Source organism: Rhizobium sp. LARHSG275 (assembly GCF_052871115.1).
Window position 1 is genome coordinate 1 of record NZ_JBIXJN010000032.1, and the last position, 17,853, is coordinate 17,853.

19 protein-coding genes are annotated in these 17,853 nt (G+C 62.5%); 12 read left to right on the top strand and 7 right to left on the bottom strand.

Features of this window, described 5'->3' with window-relative positions; all coding sequences use genetic code 11:
* The coding region (locus ACIPSK_RS30340; protein ID WP_446533092.1) for a transposase at nt 1-269 on the top strand (269 nt) is incomplete at its 5' end.
* 142 nt (nt 270-411) lie between these two features.
* On the opposite strand, the gene ACIPSK_RS30345 is transcribed toward ACIPSK_RS30340, so the two are convergent.
* On the bottom strand, nt 412-1,101 hold the full coding sequence (locus ACIPSK_RS30345; RefSeq protein WP_162118375.1) for a ribonuclease HII: 690 nt from the start codon (nt 1,099-1,101) through the stop codon (nt 412-414).
* A gap of 277 nt (nt 1,102-1,378) precedes the next feature.
* Nucleotides 1,379-2,536, bottom strand: a complete 1,158-nt coding sequence (locus ACIPSK_RS30350; protein WP_162118374.1) for a PA0069 family radical SAM protein — start codon at nt 2,534-2,536, stop codon at nt 1,379-1,381.
* A gap of 139 nt (nt 2,537-2,675) precedes the next feature.
* Here ACIPSK_RS30350 and ACIPSK_RS30355 point away from each other — a divergent pair, with 139 nt between their 5' ends.
* A complete protein-coding gene (locus ACIPSK_RS30355) occupies nt 2,676-3,194 on the top strand; it encodes a glycosyltransferase family 2 protein (protein ID WP_017963026.1) in 519 nt (172 codons plus the stop codon).
* Nucleotides 3,195-3,379: 185 nt separating this feature from the next.
* Nucleotides 3,380-3,715, top strand: coding sequence for a hypothetical protein (locus ACIPSK_RS30360; RefSeq protein ID WP_162118373.1), 336 nt, complete (start codon nt 3,380-3,382; stop codon nt 3,713-3,715).
* Nucleotides 3,716-3,842: 127 nt separating this feature from the next.
* On the opposite strand, the gene moaB is transcribed toward ACIPSK_RS30360, so the two are convergent.
* From moaB to ACIPSK_RS30380, 4 genes are all read right to left on the bottom strand, one after another.
* The gene (moaB, locus tag ACIPSK_RS30365; protein WP_162118372.1) at nt 3,843-4,394 is read right to left on the bottom strand and encodes a molybdenum cofactor biosynthesis protein B; all 552 of its coding nucleotides are present in this window, start codon (nt 4,392-4,394) and stop codon (nt 3,843-3,845) included.
* Nucleotides 4,394-5,305, bottom strand: coding sequence for a 4-(cytidine 5'-diphospho)-2-C-methyl-D-erythritol kinase (locus tag ACIPSK_RS30370; protein WP_162118371.1), 912 nt, complete (start codon nt 5,303-5,305; stop codon nt 4,394-4,396). The genes moaB and ACIPSK_RS30370 overlap by 1 nt, the downstream gene beginning before the upstream one ends.
* A 57-nt stretch (nt 5,306-5,362) precedes the next feature.
* The gene (locus ACIPSK_RS30375) at nt 5,363-7,195 is read right to left on the bottom strand and encodes a tetratricopeptide repeat protein (RefSeq protein WP_162118370.1); all 1,833 of its coding nucleotides are present in this window, start codon (nt 7,193-7,195) and stop codon (nt 5,363-5,365) included.
* 134 nt (nt 7,196-7,329) lie between these two features.
* Nucleotides 7,330-8,346, bottom strand: coding sequence for a polyprenyl synthetase family protein (locus ACIPSK_RS30380; protein ID WP_017963032.1), 1,017 nt, complete (start codon nt 8,344-8,346; stop codon nt 7,330-7,332).
* A 108-nt stretch (nt 8,347-8,454) separates the two neighbouring features.
* Between ACIPSK_RS30380 and ACIPSK_RS30385 the strand changes: the two genes are divergently transcribed.
* Complete coding sequence (locus tag ACIPSK_RS30385; protein ID WP_024321294.1) at nt 8,455-8,682, top strand: putative signal transducing protein; 228 nt, start codon at nt 8,455-8,457, stop codon at nt 8,680-8,682.
* A gap of 6 nt (nt 8,683-8,688) precedes the next feature.
* Complete coding sequence (locus ACIPSK_RS30390; RefSeq protein WP_162118369.1) at nt 8,689-9,465, top strand: tRNA1(Val) (adenine(37)-N6)-methyltransferase; 777 nt, start codon at nt 8,689-8,691, stop codon at nt 9,463-9,465.
* A gap of 29 nt (nt 9,466-9,494) precedes the next feature.
* Here the strand turns inward: ACIPSK_RS30390 and ACIPSK_RS30395 are convergent, their stop codons facing one another.
* A complete protein-coding gene (locus ACIPSK_RS30395) occupies nt 9,495-10,835 on the bottom strand; it encodes an Nramp family divalent metal transporter (protein WP_162118368.1) in 1,341 nt (446 codons plus the stop codon).
* Between the two features lie 183 nt (nt 10,836-11,018).
* Between ACIPSK_RS30395 and ACIPSK_RS30400 the strand changes: the two genes are divergently transcribed.
* The 7 genes from ACIPSK_RS30400 (at nt 11,019) to ACIPSK_RS30430 (ending at nt 17,824) form a co-directional block, all read left to right on the top strand.
* Nucleotides 11,019-11,879 (top strand): S49 family peptidase, encoded by an 861-nt coding sequence (locus tag ACIPSK_RS30400; RefSeq protein WP_162118367.1) that lies wholly within the window; start codon nt 11,019-11,021, stop codon nt 11,877-11,879.
* An 18-nt stretch (nt 11,880-11,897) separates the two neighbouring features.
* Entirely contained in the window at nt 11,898-12,089 is a 192-nt protein-coding gene (locus ACIPSK_RS30405) for a hypothetical protein (RefSeq protein WP_162118366.1), read from the top strand.
* A gap of 290 nt (nt 12,090-12,379) precedes the next feature.
* Entirely contained in the window at nt 12,380-13,336 is a 957-nt protein-coding gene (locus tag ACIPSK_RS30410; protein WP_162118365.1) for a glycine--tRNA ligase subunit alpha, read from the top strand.
* Nucleotides 13,333-13,884, top strand: a complete 552-nt coding sequence (locus tag ACIPSK_RS30415) for an AAA family ATPase (protein WP_162118364.1) — start codon at nt 13,333-13,335, stop codon at nt 13,882-13,884. The genes ACIPSK_RS30410 and ACIPSK_RS30415 overlap by 4 nt, the downstream gene beginning before the upstream one ends.
* Before the next feature lie 61 nt (nt 13,885-13,945).
* Nucleotides 13,946-14,497, top strand: a complete 552-nt coding sequence (locus tag ACIPSK_RS30420) for a LemA family protein (RefSeq protein WP_162118363.1) — start codon at nt 13,946-13,948, stop codon at nt 14,495-14,497.
* Nucleotides 14,498-14,588: 91 nt separating this feature from the next.
* On the top strand, nt 14,589-15,851 hold the full coding sequence (locus ACIPSK_RS30425; protein ID WP_162118362.1) for a 3-phosphoshikimate 1-carboxyvinyltransferase: 1,263 nt from the start codon (nt 14,589-14,591) through the stop codon (nt 15,849-15,851).
* Nucleotides 15,852-15,889: 38 nt separating this feature from the next.
* Nucleotides 15,890-17,824 (top strand): DUF2207 domain-containing protein, encoded by a 1,935-nt coding sequence (locus tag ACIPSK_RS30430; protein ID WP_162118379.1) that lies wholly within the window; start codon nt 15,890-15,892, stop codon nt 17,822-17,824.
* The last annotated feature ends 29 nt before the right edge of the window (nt 17,825-17,853 follow it).

Consider the following 17,853-nt stretch of genomic DNA (forward strand, 5'->3'; position numbering starts at 1 on the left):
TGACCGGCCTTGCGCCGATTGCCTGCGAAAGTGGCGAGCGGGCCGGACATCGCTCCATCAGGGGCGGACGCCCAGCACCCAGGAACGCCATCTACATGGCCGCCCTGTCCGCCTCCCGTCACAACCCAGACCTCGCGCGCTTCGCCGCAAGGCTGAAGAAAGTCGGAAAACCCAATAAGGTCGTCCTCGTCGCCGTCATGAGAAAGCTCATCGTCCTGGCAAACACCCTCATCACCAAAAACCGCATCTGGACACCAAATCCACCTTGACACCAAACACAGATGCTCATCCGCCTGCCGGCACCTTCTCCCCGCTGGGGAGAAGAGGACATGTCGCGACCTCTCCGTTCCTCGCGCCCCTTTCACAGAGCATACTGCGGACTTTTCATTTGCCAGGTCTTCTGTGGGCGATCTATTCGGAAAGCAGTTCATCCGTCTCAGGACCATCTTCGACCTTGCGCAACGGCCTGAAGCTCATCCGGTGTAGCGAGCAGGGGCCGTGTCTCTCGATGCCGGCGCGGTGCTGCGCCGTGCCATAGCCCACATGCGCGGCAAAGCCGTAATCCGGAAATACCTTATGCGCTCGCGCCATCATCCGGTCACGCGTCACCTTGGCGACAATCGAGGCCGCGGCGATCGAGACCGAGCGGGCATCGCCCTTGACCACCGCCTGTCCGGGGCAGTCGAGCCCGGGCGGCACGTCGAGCCCGTCGGTCAGCACGTAGCTTGCCGGAATGGCGAGGCTGCAGATGGCGCGGCGCATGGCGTCGAGGCTTGCCTTGCGGATATCCGTCTCGTCGATACGCGTCGAACTGGAGGAGGCGATGGAAACGGTCGCAGTCGCCAGAATCTGCACGAACAGCTCCTCGCGCCGTTGCGCCGAAAGCTGCTTGGAATCGTTCAGACCCTCAGGGATGCGCCGGGGATCAAGGATGACGGCAGCAGCCACGACGGGTCCCGCCAGCGGCCCGCGGCCTGCCTCGTCGGCACCGGCGACCGGCCAGTGGCCGGCCTTGCGGGCTTTGAGTTCCAGTCGGAAATCCGGCACGAGCGGAACCGTGTCGAAAAGCAGGGGAGAATCGGGTGGCGTGCGAGGTTTCATGCGGCTGAACCTCGCACGCCAACCCGATTTCCCGCAAGTCCCCGGATCAGGGCGGCGGCCGGGGACGCTCCGGCGGATGGTGGCGGTCAGGGCCATCCGCGGGAATTGCGCTCGGGGCTCGAAAACAGGGCGGTTTTGTCGAGCTGCCGATGCGCAAGCTAGAAGCAATTCCGGGAAAAGTGTGCAGCGGTTTTCCGTCCGGAATTGCGTAAAAGGGTAGAGGAAATTCCAGGAAAAGTGTGAATCGGCTTTGCCGGAATTGCGTGGAAACAAAAGGTTAGAGCAGCGATAGTTGTACGCCGCTGCCGTCTGGCGGCACGAACAGATCGTCGCGCAGCGGCACGCTGCGTCGCGTCAGCTCGAAACGTCGGGCTGCCATTTCAAAGCGCCGGGCGATCTGCCAGGCATAGGGACCGGCGCCTTTCATGCGCTTGCCGAATTCGGCGTCATAATCCTTGCCGCCGCGCATCGAGCGCACCAGCGACATCACATGCCGGTAACGATCGGGATAATGCTGCAGCAGCCAATCGCGAAACAGCGGGCTGACCTCGAGCGGTAGCCTGAGGATGACATAGCTCGCCTCGGCAGCACCGGCCGCCTTCGCGGATTCGAGAATACGCTCCAGCTCATGATCGTTCAGTGCCGGGATGAGCGGGGCGGCCAGCACAGCCGTCTGGATGCCTGCTTCGGCAAGCGTGTGGATCGTCTCCAGCCGCCGCGGCGGCGTGGCAGCACGTGGCTCCATCGTCCGGGCAAGCTTGCGATCCAGCGTGGTCACCGAGATGCCGACACGCACCAGGTTCTTAGCTGCCATCTCCTGCAGAATGTCGAGATCACGAAGGATCATCGCCGACTTGGTGACGATCGATACCGGATGGTTCGCCTTGTTCAACACCTCGAGAATGCCGCGCATGATGCGCCATTCCTTCTCGATCGGCTGATAGGGATCGGTATTGGTGCCGATCGCGATCACCCGCACCTTGTAGCCGGGCTTGGCGAGCTCCCGCTCCAGCAGTTTTGCCGCATCGGGTTTGGCAAACAGCTTCGTCTCGAAATCGAGCCCCGCAGAAAGCCCCATATAGGCGTGTGTCGGCCGGGCGAAACAATAGATGCAGCCGTGCTCGCAGCCGCGATAAGGATTGATCGAGCGGTCGAAGGAAATGTCCGGCGATTCGTTACGGGTGATCGCCGTGCGCGGTTTTTCGACCTGCACTTCCGTCTTGAACGGCGGCAATTCTTCCCACGTCTGCCAGCCGTCGTCGACGGTCTCGCGCTGCTGCGCTTCGAATCGACCTGTCGGGTTCAGTCCCGCCCCACGCCCACGACGCCGATCGACCTCGACCCTCAGACCGGAGGAAACGATCATCGCATCGGCAATATCTGCCGTATTGGCAGGCGCGAATGCGGCCTGCCCTGCCAGGGACTGCTCTCTCATCGGATTCTCCCGCGGCGAAAAGCCATCGCCGTCGCCCGTTTTGCTGATTAAATTCCTATCCGCAAAAAGAGAACAATGCAAGAACAAAATGAGGAAAACGGCGCTGGCAAAAATTTGTGCGGCGCATTATAAATAGTCAATGTTGACGGTTGTTCTCGAATGTCAGGATCAGGAATCTGAGCTGGCACAGACTTTATCGGTACTGGTGGCGGGCGCGGTGGAGGGGCTGGTGAGCGATGTGGTCGTGCTCGATCACGGCTCGCGCGACGGCACCTCGCGGGTGGCCGACGCCGCCGGTTGCCGCTTCCATTCGCAATGGGATATCAAGGACATCGTCCGCGCTGCCCGCGGCGAATGGCTGCTTTTCGTCGAGCCGGGTGCAAGACCCCAGGCCGGCTGGATCGATGAGATCGCCGAATATGTGGCGCTGAACAAGCTGCCGGCGCGCTTCACCGCATCGCGCGGCTACCGGCGCCCGTTCTTCCAGCGTGTCGGCCGGACCGTGCCGCCGCTGGAACTCGGCTTTCTCCTGCCGAAGAAGCAGGCGCTCGCCATCGCCAAAAGCGGCATGCGGCTCACCGAATTCGTCAAGGGCCAGAAGCCGCGCCGGCTGGCGAGTGAACTCATTCCCTCCTGGGTCGCCCGCGCTGCGCGGTAGGTTCGCGACCCTCTCCACCGTTCGCGCAAAAGATGGCGCCCAATAGGATTTCGCGCTATAATTCAATCATGGCGCCGTCGAAGCGCCTCGCTTCGCAACGGAATGGCCATGGAATGCCGGTGAACGGCAGAACAGGTCAGCAAAATCTCCTTTTCTGCCGGGTTCCCGGCGAAAGGAGGTGCGTCATGACACGCGGTAGGGTCTACGGCGTACGCAGTATGGTCTTCGGCCTCATAGCCGTCATATTGCCGACAATGGTGATCGCGCATCCGCATTCGGTAGCATCGCAGATGATGCGCAGTTGCGCAGGCCGACCCGAAATCGTCAATTTCCTGGACAAGAACTTCGCCGAAAAGCTCACGGCAGTCGGACTGATCAACCAGAACGCCATTCTCGAGGTCTATGCCGCCGAAAGCGGCACCTGGACACTCATCGTCACGGATGTTCATGGCATAAGCTGCGTCCTGCTGTCGGGTGATAGCTGGGACACGATGCCCGTCCTGCCGGGCATTGCGACATAACGCATGTCGCGCAAAACTGTGCTGCGGTTTTGCAATAACGACATGCGTAAAAACAAAGACCTGAAGCGCAAGGAGCGAATCTGAAATACTGTGACGCGCCTTAGGCGATGCCGCTGTTGCAGGCAGTCTATTTGGTCGCGCCGCGTTTCAGGTGCTCGTCCAGACGCGGCATGATCTCGACGAAATTGCACGGCACGCTGCGATAGTCGAGCTGTCCTTTCAGAATGCCGTCCCAGGCATCCCGGCAGGCGCCGGGCGAACCCGGCAGCACGAAGATGAAGGTGGCGTTGGCAACACCTGCCGTGGCGCGCGACTGGATCGTCGCCGTGCCGATCTTCTCGTAGGAGATCCGGTGGAATATGGCGGCAAAGCCGTCCATCCGCTTTTCGAATAAAGGTTCCAGCGCCTCGGGCGTCACATCACGGCCGGTAAAGCCGGTGCCGCCAGTGGTGATGACGACGTCTATATCTTCGTTCTCGGTCCAGGCCTTCACTCGCGCGGCAATCTTTTCGCGATCATCGGGCACAATTCCCCGGTCGACCAGCCTGTGGCCCGCCTCCGTGATCCGCGCCGCCAGCGTATCGCCTGACTTGTCCGTCTCCGGCGTGCGGGTATCCGAGACAGTCAGAACCGCAATGCCGACCGCGATGAAGGGCCGTTTTTCGTCCAGATCTGCCATCATGCGCCTCCCGAAACGGTTTCCGTCGCCTGGAAATACCAGTCAGGGCGCGCGTCGTGAAGTGCTGCCGCCGCATCTTTGGCAGCAGTTATGCTCGCAAATATGCCGAAACAGGTGGCGCCGGAACCGGACATGCGGGTCAAAAGCGCGCCCTTCGCTTGCAGCATCGCCGAGATCGCCGTGATCTCGGGCACGAGTTCGCGCGCCGGCGGCTCCAGGTCGTTGCGGGCAGCAGCAATTGCCGCGAGCCAGTCGGCAGTCTGAAGCCGGCTCGGTGCCAGACGCAGAGCCGGATTGTTTTTCTCCGCCAGCCGGCGGAAGACCTCGGGCGTCGAGACGCCCTTCAGCGGATTGGCGAGCACCATGGCAAAGGCCGGCAGCTCCGGCACGGGTTCGAGCTCTTCGCCGATGCCGCGGGCAATCAGCGGCCGGCTCGCAAGGCACATCGGAACGTCGGCGCCGAGCTTCAGGGCGAGAGCTGCGAGCGCCTCCTCGGGCAATGTCGCGCCCCAGAGCCGCATCAGCCCGCGCAGCGTCGCGGCAGCATCGGCCGAGCCGCCGCCGATGCCGGAGGCAACAGGCAGGTTCTTTTCCAAATGGAGGCGGACGGGGAAGGCGAGGGGACCGATCGCCTCGCGCAGGAGGTCGCGCGCCTTCAGCACCAGGTTGGTGCCGCCATCGCCGGCAAGTACCTCGCCGAAACGGCCAGACAGAATAAATTCGTCGCCCGGCGACCGCGTGAAGCCCAGCCGATCGCCGTGATCTGCGAAGGTCACCAGCATATCGAGCAGATGATAGCCGTCCGGTCGCTGGCCCGTCACATGCAGGGCCAGGTTGATCTTCGCGCGAGCTTCCTCGGTGATGCTGGAGCATGATGCCGAAAAGTGTGAGAGATTTTCGGACGACATCATGCTCTATTTCTTTGACCTGTTTCCGGCCAAGCCCTTATCAGGCATGCCTTCCGCCCGTCAGGATTTCTTGTCGACCGGCGGCGGGATGACGGGCGCCGGATCCGGCTGCTTCTTGTCGGCCGCCTTGGCATCGTCGCTGGCGGGAGGCAGGCCGTTGGCGACTTTGTCCTTGATCTTCGGGATCTCGGCAGCTTCGGGCTCGGAGCTGAGCGCCCGGTTCCACTGGTAGACGGCCTCGAGCTTGCGGCCGACGCGCCAGTAGGCGTCGCCGAGATGGTCATTGATCGTCGCGTCGCCGGCCTTGATCTGGGCGGCGCGCTCCAGCTCGTCGACGGCATCATCGAAGCGGTTGAGGCGGAAATAGGCCCAGCCGAGCGAATCGATGATGTAGCCGTCGTCGGGGCGAAGGTCGACGGCCTTCTTGATCATGCCGAGACCTTCGTCGAGGTTCCGGTTCATGTCGATCCAGGAATAGCCGAGATAGTTCAGCACCTGCGGCTGGTCGGGATTGAGCTCCAGCGCCTTGCGGAAGTTCGGCTCCGCCTGGTCCCACTTCTTCAGCCGCTCATAGGCAATGCCGCGCTGGAAGAAGACGCTCCAGTTGGCGCGGCCGGGAATGGGGCCGATCGCTTCGACGGCCTTGTCGTAATTGGCGGCCATCGCCTCGTAGTCCTTGGCGTCGGAGAGCACGCTGCCATAGGCGAGGTAACTGCGGATGTCCTTCGGGTCGGAGGCGATCAGCGCCTGCAGGTGCTTGCGCGCCTCGTCCACCTTGCCGCCCTGGGCAAGGGCAAGACCGAGCTGCAACTCGGAGATGCGCCGCATCGGCGAATTCTCCGGCACCTTCTTGTAGAGCGCGATGGCGCGGTCCATCTGATTCTGTTTCTCGGCGATGCCGCCGAGCAGCACCAGCGTATCGGCGCTGTTCGGATCGAGCGCATTGGCCGTCTGCAGGTATAGCGAGACGATGTCCTCGGCGCCGTCGCGGTTCAGCGCCCCGCCGACGGAGAAGAGCACGCCGGCAGCCCCTTCTTCGGCCGTCTTGACCTGCTGTTCCTGCTTCTCGTTCTTTTCAATGCTGTCGCGCAGCGCGTTCAGCGGCGCATAGTTCGGCAATAGGTTGTCGCCGACGGAAACGGCGTCGAGCGCCTTCTGCTTGTTGCCTTGTGTTGCTTCGAGGCGGGCAAGCGCCATCACCGCGCGCATGAAGGTATCCGGCGCCGTTGCGCCGCCTTCCTTGTCGAGCACGGCATCGTTCAGATGCTGACGGGCGGCTTTCACGTCGCCGGTGACGATGGCGATCGCCCCGGCATTGTAATTCTGGAAGATGCGGAACCAGTCCGGCCCCTTCATCTTCTCGACCATGGTGAGTGCTTCCTTGCCTCGGTCGGCGCCGACGCGGGCCCAGGCGAGCAGCAGGTCGTTCATCATCCGGTCGAGATCGTTCGGCCCCTTATATTTCAGGATGGACTCGGCAGTCTTGTAGTCGTCGCGGCGCACGGCATCCATGCCGCGCACGATCGTGGTGATGCGCTCGACGGAAGGATCGCCTTTCAGGTCGTTGGCATATTTGACGCCCTCCTTGATGTCGCCACTGAGCAGCAGCGAGATCATCAGCCGCTGGCGGATCTCGGGATTGCCTGGCTCGATCTGCAGCGCCTTCTTGTAGAGCTCGATCGCCGTTTCGTAGTCATGATCGACATCGGCGGTGCGCGCCGCGAGGAAGGCGCCGGAGAAAGTGGTCACGCTGTCCGCATCAAAGTGAGCGGCCGTACCGGCATCGTCTGCCTTGGCCGCATCCTCGGCGTTCACGCCGCCGACACTGCCCAGCGAAAGGACAGCTGCAAGCGCTGCGCTCGTAAGAAGACGGATGGCAAGTCTCTGCCGCATTAGGAAACCTTTCTTCGACAGCGTCCCGACAAATGGTGCCGGTCGCAAAACCAGTTGCGATCACTGATTCACAACAGGATGGCTTTTTTGAAGCGGCGCTGCAAGAAAATCAGCCTGCGATCAAGGACGTTTGATCAATTGACGCGCTCGATGCAGAAGTCGATCACTTCCATCAGGGCGGATTTCCAGACCGTATCCGGAAGGGGCGCAAGCGCGTCCCGTGCGATCGTTCCGTAATGGATCGCGCGGCCGATCGTGTCGCTGAGCGTGCCATATTTGGTGATCAGCCCCAGCGCTTTTTCGAGATTGGCGTCGGTGCTGTTGCCGGCTTCGATCGCATCGCGCCAGAAGGCGCGCTCGTCCTCGGTGCCGCGGCGATAGGCCAGAATGACGGGCAGGGTGATCTTGCCTTCGCGGAAATCGTCGCCGACATTCTTGCCGAGATCGGCCGCCTTGCCGCCGTAATCAAGCGCGTCGTCGACGAGCTGGAAGGCGAGCCCCAGATTCATGCCGTAGGATTTCAACGCATTGCGGCCGGACCGGCCGATCTCGGCGACGATCGGCCCGACTTCGGCGGCAGCGGCAAAGAGGGCCGCCGTCTTGGCGCGAATGACGGAGAGATAATCGTCCTCGGTCGTCTCCATGTTCTTGGCGACGGAAAGCTGCAGCACTTCGCCTTCCGCGATCACGCAAGCCGCGGAAGACAAGACGTCGAGCGCATCGAGCGAGCCGACATCGACCATCATCCGGAAGGCCTGGCCGAGCAGGAAGTCGCCGACCAGCACGCTTGCCTGGTTGCCCCAGATCATCCTCGCCGTCGATTTGCCGCGGCGAAGATCGCTCTCGTCGACGACGTCGTCATGCAGCAGCGTCGCCGTGTGCATGAACTCGACTGAGGTTGCGAGCTTGACGTGGTTTTCGCCCCTGTAGTCGAACAGCGAGGCGGAAGCCAGCGTCAGCATCGGCCGCAGCCGCTTGCCGCCCGATGAGATCAGATGGTTCGCCACTTCGGGGATCATCTGCACGTCGGAGCCGGCCTTGGACAGAATGAGCTGGTTCACTCGCTCCATGTCCGCCCTGGTGAGATCGACCAATGGCTTGATGGATGCCAGTTTGTTTTTGCTTTCTTCAAGCGGTATGACCACGCCCAACGACCCGGACTCCTGTTCATTCTTTGCATCTGACAATAGAAAGGGGCGATGGACGCGGCAAGGGGTGAATTGTCGCGCTGAGCGAAATTGGAAGGAAAACGACGGCAAATGCATGAACTTATCCGCGCCAACGACCCCGTTCTTCTCTCCTATGCCGAGAGTTTGATGAAGGATGCCGGAATTCACTGCTTCATCGCCGATCAGGGCATGAGCGTGCTGGAGGGCTCGCTCGGCATGCTGTCGCGCCGCCTGCTGGTGGATGAGGAGATGGCCGATCAGGCGCGCCGCATCCTCATCGATGCCGGTCTCGGCGGCGAGTTGCGCGAGCGGAAGTGAGCTCCGATGACCGGGGAAACCACTGACACCATCGATGCCTTTCATCGCGGCGCCTTCCACGTGATGCAGCCGAAGGGCAGGGGCCATCGCTCCGGCATGGATGCGATGCTGCTTGCGGCTCTGGTTGCCGACGATCGCCCGGTCAGGGTTGCCGATCTCGGCGCCGGCGCCGGTGCCGCCGGTCTTGCCGTCGCCTCACGGCTTGCCAATTCGCAAGTGGTGCTCTTCGAGCGCTCGGCCGAGATGGCCGATTATGCCCGCCGCAGCATCCTCTTGCCCGACAATGCCCATGTCGCGGGCCGCGTCAGCGTCGTCGAGGCCGATGTGACGCTGACCGCCAAGGCGCGCAACGATGCGGGGCTCACCGATGAGAGCTTCCACCACGTCATCATGAACCCGCCTTTCAACAACGCCGGTGATCGGCGCACGCCGGATGCGCTGAAGGCCGAAGCCCATGCGATGACCGAGGGCCTGTTCGAAAGCTGGATCCGCACGGCCGGCGCCATCATGATCCCAGGCGGGCAATTGTCGCTGATCGCCAGGCCTCAGTCGATCGCCGAGATCGTTGCCGCCTGCGGCCGGCGCTTCGGCGGCATCGAGATCACCGCTATCCACCCGCGTCCGGGTGAAAACGCCGTGCGTATCCTGGTGACTGGTATCAAGGGATCGCGGGCGCGGCTTTCGCTGCGGGCGCCGCTCATCATGCACGAAGAGGGGAGCCACAAGTTCTCCCCTCTCGTCGATGATTTCAACAATGGCCGGGCGGCCTACGCCAGGCTTTAGACTGGCGCCACACTTTTCCTGGAATTGCTTCAGCCGGTGACGAAGTCGAAGAGCAGCTTGACGTTCAGCCCGGCGATGACGACCGCGATCAGATAGGCGATGCCGCTCAGCCAGCGGGGCGCCACGAGTTCGCCCATCTTGGCCTTGTTGGCGGTAAACATGACAAGCGGGAAGACGGCGAAGGAAAGCTGCAGGCTGAGCACCACCTGGGTGAGGATCAAAAGCTCGGCCGTGCCCTGGTCGCCATACCAGATGGTGACGATCGCCGCCGGCACGATGGCGATGGCGCGGGTGATCAGCCGGCGTATCCATGGCTTCAGCCGGATCTTGAGAAAGCCTTCCATGACGATCTGGCCGGCAAGCGTTGCCGTTACCGTCGAATTGAGACCGCAGCAGAGAAGGGCGATGCCGAACAGCGTCGGCGCGATGGCGAGGCCAAGCAGCGGCGACAGCAGCGAATAGGCATCGCCGAGTTCGACGACGTCGGTCTTGCCGTGCGCATTGAAGGCGGCGGCCGCCAGGATCAGGATCGAAGCGTTGATCAGCAGCGCGAAACACAGCGCGACCGTGGAGTCGATCGTCGCAAAGGTCAGCGCCTCCCTCTTTTCGGGAACCGTATGGCCGTAGGCCCGCGTCTGTACGATACCGGAGTGGAGGTAGAGATTGTGCGGCATGACGGTCGCGCCGAGAATGCCGAGTGCCAGATAGAGCATCTCGGGATTGGTGACGATCTCCGTGGTCGGGAAGAAGCCGGTGAGAACGGCGCCCCATTGCGGGTCGGCCAGCAGGATCTGCACGCCGAAGCAGACCGCGATGACGCCGAGCAGCGCGATGATGAAGGCTTCCACCCAGCGGAAGCCGAGCTTCTGCAGGAAGAGGATAACGAAGACGTCGAGTGCGGTGATCAGCACGCCGAGTTCGAGCGGGATGCCCATCAAGAGGTTGAGGCCGATCGCCGTGCCGATCACCTCGGCGATGTCGGTGGCGATGATGGCGATTTCCGCAAAAGCCCAGAGCGGCAGCGAGACATATTTCGGAAAGGCGTCGCGGCAGGCCTGGGCGAGGTCACGGCCCGACGCGATCGCCAGACGCGCGCAGAGCGATTGCAGCACGATGGCCATCAGGTTGGAAAGCAGCGCGACGGTGAGCAGCGCATAGCCGAATTTCGAGCCGCCGGCGAGGGATGTCGCCCAGTTACCGGGGTCCATGTAGCCGACGGCGACCATGTAGCCCGGCCCGGCGAAGGCCGCCGCCCTTCGCCACATCGAGCTGTGACGCCCGGTTCCGACGGTGCGGTAGACATCCGACAGCGACGCCTCGCCGCGTTCGTGCCGCCAACCGCTCTTTGCATTCGGATTAAGGACGTCCATGCGATTTCCACCTGTTCTATCGTCAGCGCACTATGACGAATTAGAATGATAATGCAAGTCATTCGCAACAACAAATTCAAACCCGCTATTTTCGGGAACGCGGGGATTGCGTTTGCCGTTCCAACGCATACATGGATGCCGATCGCAAACTGCGATCGTGCGACCCGAAGCGAAGGATGGGAAATGGCCGGATTCTTGAGAAAACTGCTGCCGAAACGGTTCCGCAAGGACGGCATCACCATCCCGGTCGTCCGGCTGCAGGGGGCGATCATCAGCGGCGGCGGCCAGTTCCGGCCGACCCTCAATCTGGCCAATGTCTCTCCGGTTCTGGAAAAGGCCTTCGCTATGAAGGACGCGCCGGCGATTGCCATCTCCATCAATTCACCGGGCGGTTCGCCCGTCCAGTCGCGCCTGATCTTCACCCGCATTCGCGAGCTTGCCCGCGAGAAGCAGAAGAAGGTTCTGGTCTTCGTCGAGGATGTCGCCGCCTCCGGCGGCTACATGATCGCGCTCGCCGGCGACGAGATCATCGCCGATGCCACCTCCATCGTCGGCTCGATCGGCGTCGTCTCCGGCGGTTTCGGTTTTCCCGAACTCTTGAAGAAGATCGGCGTCGAGCGCCGCGTCTATACCGCCGGCGAAAACAAGGTGATCCTCGATCCTTTCCAGCCGGAAAAGGAGAAGGATATCGAGTACCTGAAGAGCCTGCAGCTCGAAATTCATCAAGTCTTCATCTCCATGGTGCGCGAGCGTCGCGCCGGCAAGCTGACAGACGATGCGACGGTGTTTTCCGGCCTGTTCTGGAGCGGCACGCGCGGCTTGGAGCTCGGCCTCATCGATGGCCTCGGCGACATGCGCCAGGAGTTGAAGAGGCGCTACGGCCAGAAGACCAAGCTGGAGCTCGTCACCGCCGGCCGCGGCCTGTTCGGCCGCCGAATTCCCGGCGTGTCGCCGGTGTCGCTCGAGGGCGCTGCATCCGGTCTCGCAACAGGGCTTGTCGAAGCGGCGGAAGAGAGAGCATTGTGGAGCCGTTTCGGGCTTTGAAGGGAGCAAGAGAGGGGCATGCCGCAGTTAATTACCATTCTGATCCTGATCTTCTCAGCCTGGTGGCTCTACCGCCGCTTCGTCTCTGACGCCCGCAAGCTCGCCGAAAAGTCGCGCCGCGCCGAAAAGGAGCGCCAGACCGGCGCGATCGGCACGCTGGTCAAGGACCCGGAGACCGGAGAATACCGGCTGAAGCGCGAGGGCGAATAAAATTAAGAGCACAAATTGAAGGGTCTCGCCACTGCTCTGCCCCATCCAGCATCCTAAACCCCTCCCCAACCCCTCCCCACAAGGGGGAGGGACTAACCCGGAGTACCCGCCTCGCTCCTCCTTAAACGTCGAAGATCTGGAAAGCGGGCGCAGCAAGTTAAGCCCCTCCCCCTTGTGGGGAGGGGTTGGGGAGGGGTTTTAGATCTCTCCGCCGCCGCAAAAGTCTTGACCCCTGCCGCCCTCCATGGCACCTGTCGCGCCGATAAATCCCACGCAATCGGTGCCGTTCGATGTCAGCTATCCCAGACCATATGAACCCGAAGCGCTCCTTTCAGGCGCTGATCCTGACCCTGCATCATTACTGGGCGGATAAGGGTTGCGCGGTGCTGCAGCCCTACGACATGGAAGTCGGCGCCGGCACCTTCCATCCGGCCACCACGCTGCGCGCCCTCGGCCCCAAGCCCTGGAAGGCCGCTTACGTTCAGCCATCCCGCCGCCCCTCCGACGGTCGCTACGGCGAGAACCCGAACCGGCTGCAGCATTATTACCAGTACCAGGTCATCCTGAAGCCGAACCCGCCAAATCTGCAGGAGCTTTATCTCGGCTCGCTGGCGGCGATCGGTCTCGATCCGCTGCTGCATGATATCCGTTTCGTCGAGGACGATTGGGAAAGCCCGACGCTCGGCGCCTGGGGCCTCGGCTGGGAATGCTGGTGCGATGGCATGGAAGTCTCGCAGTTCACCTATTTCCAGCAGGTCTGCGGTATCGAATGCTCACCGGTATCAGGCGAACTGACCTATGGTCTCGAACGCCTCGCCATGTATGTCCAGGGCGTCGACAATGTCTATGACCTGAACTTCAACGGCCGCGACGGCGACGAGAAGATCAGCTATGGCGATGTCTTCCTGCAGGCCGAGCAGGAATATTCGCGCCATAATTTCGAATTCGCCAATACCGAGATGCTCCATCGCCACTTCGTCGATGCCGAGAAGGAATGCCGGGCGCTGCTCGATGCCGGCGCCCCCGGCGACAACGCCAACCAGCGCCTCCACAAATGCGTCTTCCCGGCCTATGACCAGTGTATCAAGGCAAGCCACGTCTTCAACCTGCTCGATGCCCGCGGCGTCATCTCGGTCACCGAGCGGCAGAGCTACATCCTGCGCGTACGCACGCTCGCCAAGGCCTGTGGCGAAGCCTTCCTGCTGACCGACGCCGGCGGCGTCAATCTGGCCAAAGAGGCGGCGTGACGCAACAGCCCGCCAGCCGCATCATCCATATCAACGGCTGGCCGGGCACTGGAAAGCTGACTGTCGGCCGCCTGCTGGCGAAGAGGCTCGGCGCGCGGCTCGTTGATAATCACATGCTGCTCAATCCGGCTGAGGCCCTGTTCTCGCGCAGCGATCCGCTGCACGCATCGCTGCGGGGGCAGATCCGCCAGGCGGTTTTCGATCATGCAGTGCGCGCAGACCCGGCTGAAAGCTTCGTCTTCACCGATGCCTTATCGGACGATGCACAAGACACTGCGACCTTCTCCTGGTATCGCGATCTGGCTGCCGCGAGAGGCGCCGATCTGGTGGCAATCCTGCTCGATTGCGCCCCGGAAGAGAACGCCAGGCGCCTTGTTTCTCCCGGCCGGTCCGAGGCGCTCAAGCTGACGGATATTGCGGTACTGCAACGGCTGCGGGCAAACCATAGGCTGCTGCGCGGGCTGGCTGAACGCACCGTCGAAATCGACGCGACAGGCCTTTTGCCGGAGCAGACGACGGCCCGAATCCTCGGAGATATGGGCGTTTGACGGCAGCCGGCAAAACCGCTTAGTGTCCGCCCGGACATTACTTCGCTGCGGGGGATTCGCGATGTATATTGCACTTGGCGTCATCGTTCTGGTCGCGCTCTATCTCATCTTCATCTACAACGGCCTGGTTCGCGCGCGGCAGATGGCGGAAGAGGCCTGGTCGGGCATCGATGTCCAGCTCAAGCGCCGCGCCGACCTGATTCCGAACCTGATCGAGACGGTCAAGGGCTATGCCGCCCATGAAAGGTCGACGCTCGAAGAGGTGGTTGAGCTCCGCAACAAGGCGCAGGCCGTGCCATCAGGCGATGTCGCCGGCAGGGCGCAGGCGGAAGGCCTGCTCGGCCAGGCGCTCGGTCGTGTCATGGCGCTCGCCGAGGCCTATCCGGATCTCAAGGCCAACCAGAATTTTGCCGAGCTGCAGGCCTCGCTGGAAACCATGGAAGGCGAGCTGCAAATGGCGCGGCGTTATTACAACGGCGCCGCCCGCGATCTCAACGTCAAAGTCGAAAGCTTCCCGTCCAATCTTGTTGCCGGCCAGTTCGGATTCTCCAAGCGAGAATATTTCGAAATCACCAACGAGGCCGACCGCGCCGTCCCCACCGTGAAATTCTGACGATCCGGCATTTTGCCTTTGCCAGAAAGCGATTAAGAGCAAGGGCAGATCGCGGCCGGCAATGGTCGTCTCATGGACGGAAGAAAATAGCATGACACGCACAGCCAAACTCACGATCATTCCGCCGGGCCGGCCGCTTTCGGGCCGCGCCATGCCGCCGGGCTCAAAGTCGATCACCAATCGCGCCCTGCTGCTCGCCGGCCTGGCGAAGGGCACCAGCCGGCTGACCGGGGCGCTGAAGAGCGACGATACGCGCTATATGGCCGAAGCGCTGCGCGCCATGGGTGTTTCGATCGACGAGCCAGACGATACCAGCTTCGTCGTTACCGGCAGCGGCAGGCTGCTGCCGCCGAAGGCGCCGCTCTTCCTCGGCAATGCCGGTACGGCGACACGTTTCCTGACGGCGGCTGCGGCTCTGGTCGACGGCACCGTCATCGTCGATGGCGACGAACATATGCGCAAGCGCCCGATCGGCCCGCTGGTCGAGGCGATGCGCACGCTCGGCATCGACGTGACCGCCGAGACCGGCTGCCCACCGGTCACCGTCAAGGGCACCGGCCGCTTCCAGGCCGACCGCGTCCGCATCGATGGCGGCCTGTCCAGCCAGTATGTTTCGGCACTGCTGATGATGGCGGCCGGCGGCGACCGGCCGGTCGATATCGAACTCGTCGGCGAGGATATCGGCGCACTCGGCTATATCGACCTGACCACGGCGGCGATGAAGGCCTTCGGCGCCAAGGTCGAGAAGACCAGCCCCGTCACATGGCGGGTCGAGCCGACCGGCTACCGTGCCGCCGATTTCATCGTCGAGCCGGATGCCTCGGCTGCGACCTATCTCTGGGCGGCCGAGGTTCTCACCGGCGGCGCGATCGATCTCGGTGTTCCCTCCGATACCTTCTCGCAGCCCGATGCGCGCGCCTATGACATCATCGCCAAATTCCCGCATCTGCCGGCAGAGATCGACGGCTCGCAGATGCAGGATGCCGTTCCGACCCTTGCCGTGCTTGCCGCCTTCAACGAGACGCCGGTTCGCTTCGTCGGCATCGCCAATCTGCGCGTCAAGGAATGCGATCGCATCCGGGCGCTCTCGACCGGCCTCAACCGCATTGTTTCAGGCCTTGCCCGCGAAGAGGGCGACGATCTGATCGTGCAGTCCGATCCCGCACTTGCAGGAAGGCGTCTACCGGCGGAGATCGACAGTTTCGCCGATCACCGCATTGCCATGAGCTTCGCGCTTGCAGGGCTCAAGATCGACGACATTACCATTCTCGATCCCGATTGCGTCGGCAAAACCTTCCCCGCCTATTGGCGGACGCTCGCGGCACTCGGCGTGAAATACCAGGACAACGATTGACGGAACGCGCAGCCGAGGCTGCCGGCGAGGAGACAGGGATGGGGCGTCGGGTTTTCGGATTTTGCTTTGCGCTGCTGTTGACGCTCGCCGCTCCGGCGGTGTTTGCCGCCGAGGTGATCGACAGTTTCGCCTCCGATATCGCGCTCGAAAAGAGCGGAGCGATGACGGTGGCGGAAACGATCACCGTCAATGCAGAGAACAACCAGATCAACCACGGCATCTTCCGTGACTTCCCGCTCTATTTCACCGATGCCGCGGGCCGCCGCCGCAGCGTCGATTTCGATATGGTCTCGGTCCAGCGTGATGGCGATAACGAGCCCTGGCACACCGAGTCGATATCAGGCGGCATCCGCATCTATGCCGGTTCTGCCGATGTGACGGTGACGCCGGGCCGTCATAAATATGTCTTCACCTACAGGACCAATCGCCAGATCCGCTATTTCGATGATCATGACGAACTCTACTGGAACGTCACCGGCAATGGCTGGATCTTCCCAATCCGCTCGGCAACGGCGACGGTGCACCTGCCGCCCGGTGTCGGCGCCACTGATACGATTTTCTTCACCGGCCCGGAAGGCGCGACCGGCAAGAATGCCCGCGTTAGCGAAACCGGCGCCGGCCTGGTCTTTTCGACGACCGAGCCGCTTGGGGCCCGTGAAGGCCTGACATTCTCGATCAAGATGGCGAAGGGCGCCATCGATGCGCCGAGCGCCGATATGGAAAGCAGCTGGTGGTTGAAGGACAACCGCAATTATTTCATCGGCTTCGGCGGTCTCATCCTCGTCTTCGCCTACTATACGCGCTCCTGGCTGAAGGTCGGCCGCGATCCCGCCCGCGGCGTCGTCGTGCCGCGCTGGGATGCGCCAGACGGCATCTCGCCGGCACTGGTCAACTACATTGACAATAAGGGCTTCTCCGGCGGGGGCTGGACGGCGCTGTCCGCCACCGCGCTCAATCTCGCCGTTCGCGGTTACGTCAAGCTCGAGGACCTGAAGAATTCGATCGTCATCAGCGGCACCGGCAAGCCGCTCGGCAAGGAGAAATTCCAGGCCGGCGAGATCGAATTGCTGAAGGTTGCCGGCGGCGCCAGCTCGACGCTGACGATCGACAAGGCCAATGGCGAGCGGGTGAAGTCCGTCGGCCAGGCCTTTCGCTCGGCGATCGAGAAGGAACACCGCGACAAATATTACAATTCCAACCTCGGTTATACCGCAGGCGGCATCGTGCTCAGTGCCGCCGCCCTGGTGATACTGTTCGTCTTCGGTTCGCTCGAGCCCGAGACGATCGCGCTGATGCTGATTCCAATCGCCATCTCGGTCTTCGTCGCGGTGTTTGCCGCCGGCCTCGTCAGATCGGTGCATCGCGGCAAGTCGCTGTTCGGCAAGATCATCGCCATCATCTCCACGGCGATCGGCGTTTTCGTCGGCGTCAGCATCCTGGCGATCATGGTGATGGTGCTCACCTCGTCGCTGATGGAGCTGCATGAAACGCCGATGCTCTTTGCCGTCGGCGGCATCGTGCTTTTGAACATCCTCTATTTCTTCATCATGGGCGCCCCGACCCCGCTCGGCGCCAAGATGATGGACGGCATAGATGGCCTGCGCCAGTATCTGACGCTTGCCGAGAAGGACCGGATGAACACGGCTGGCGCGCCCTCTATGTCGCCGCAGCATTTCGAGACGCTACTGCCCTATGCGGTGGCGCTCGGCGTCGAAAAGCCCTGGTCGCGCACTTTCGAGGCCTGGCTTGCGGCAGCTGCCGCCGGCGCGGCTGCCGCCTATGCACCCGCCTGGTATTCCGGCAATTTCAACAGCGGCAGTTTCTCCGATCGTATCGGCGGCTTTTCCTCGTCGATGGCCTCGACCATCGCTTCGACAATTCCTTCGCCGCCGCCGTCTAGTTCATCCTCCGGTTTTTCCGGCGGCGGCTCGTCCGGCGGGGGCGGCGGAGGCGGCGGAGGCGGGGGTTGGTGAGCTTTCCCGCTTGACCTTTCGGTCCTTCG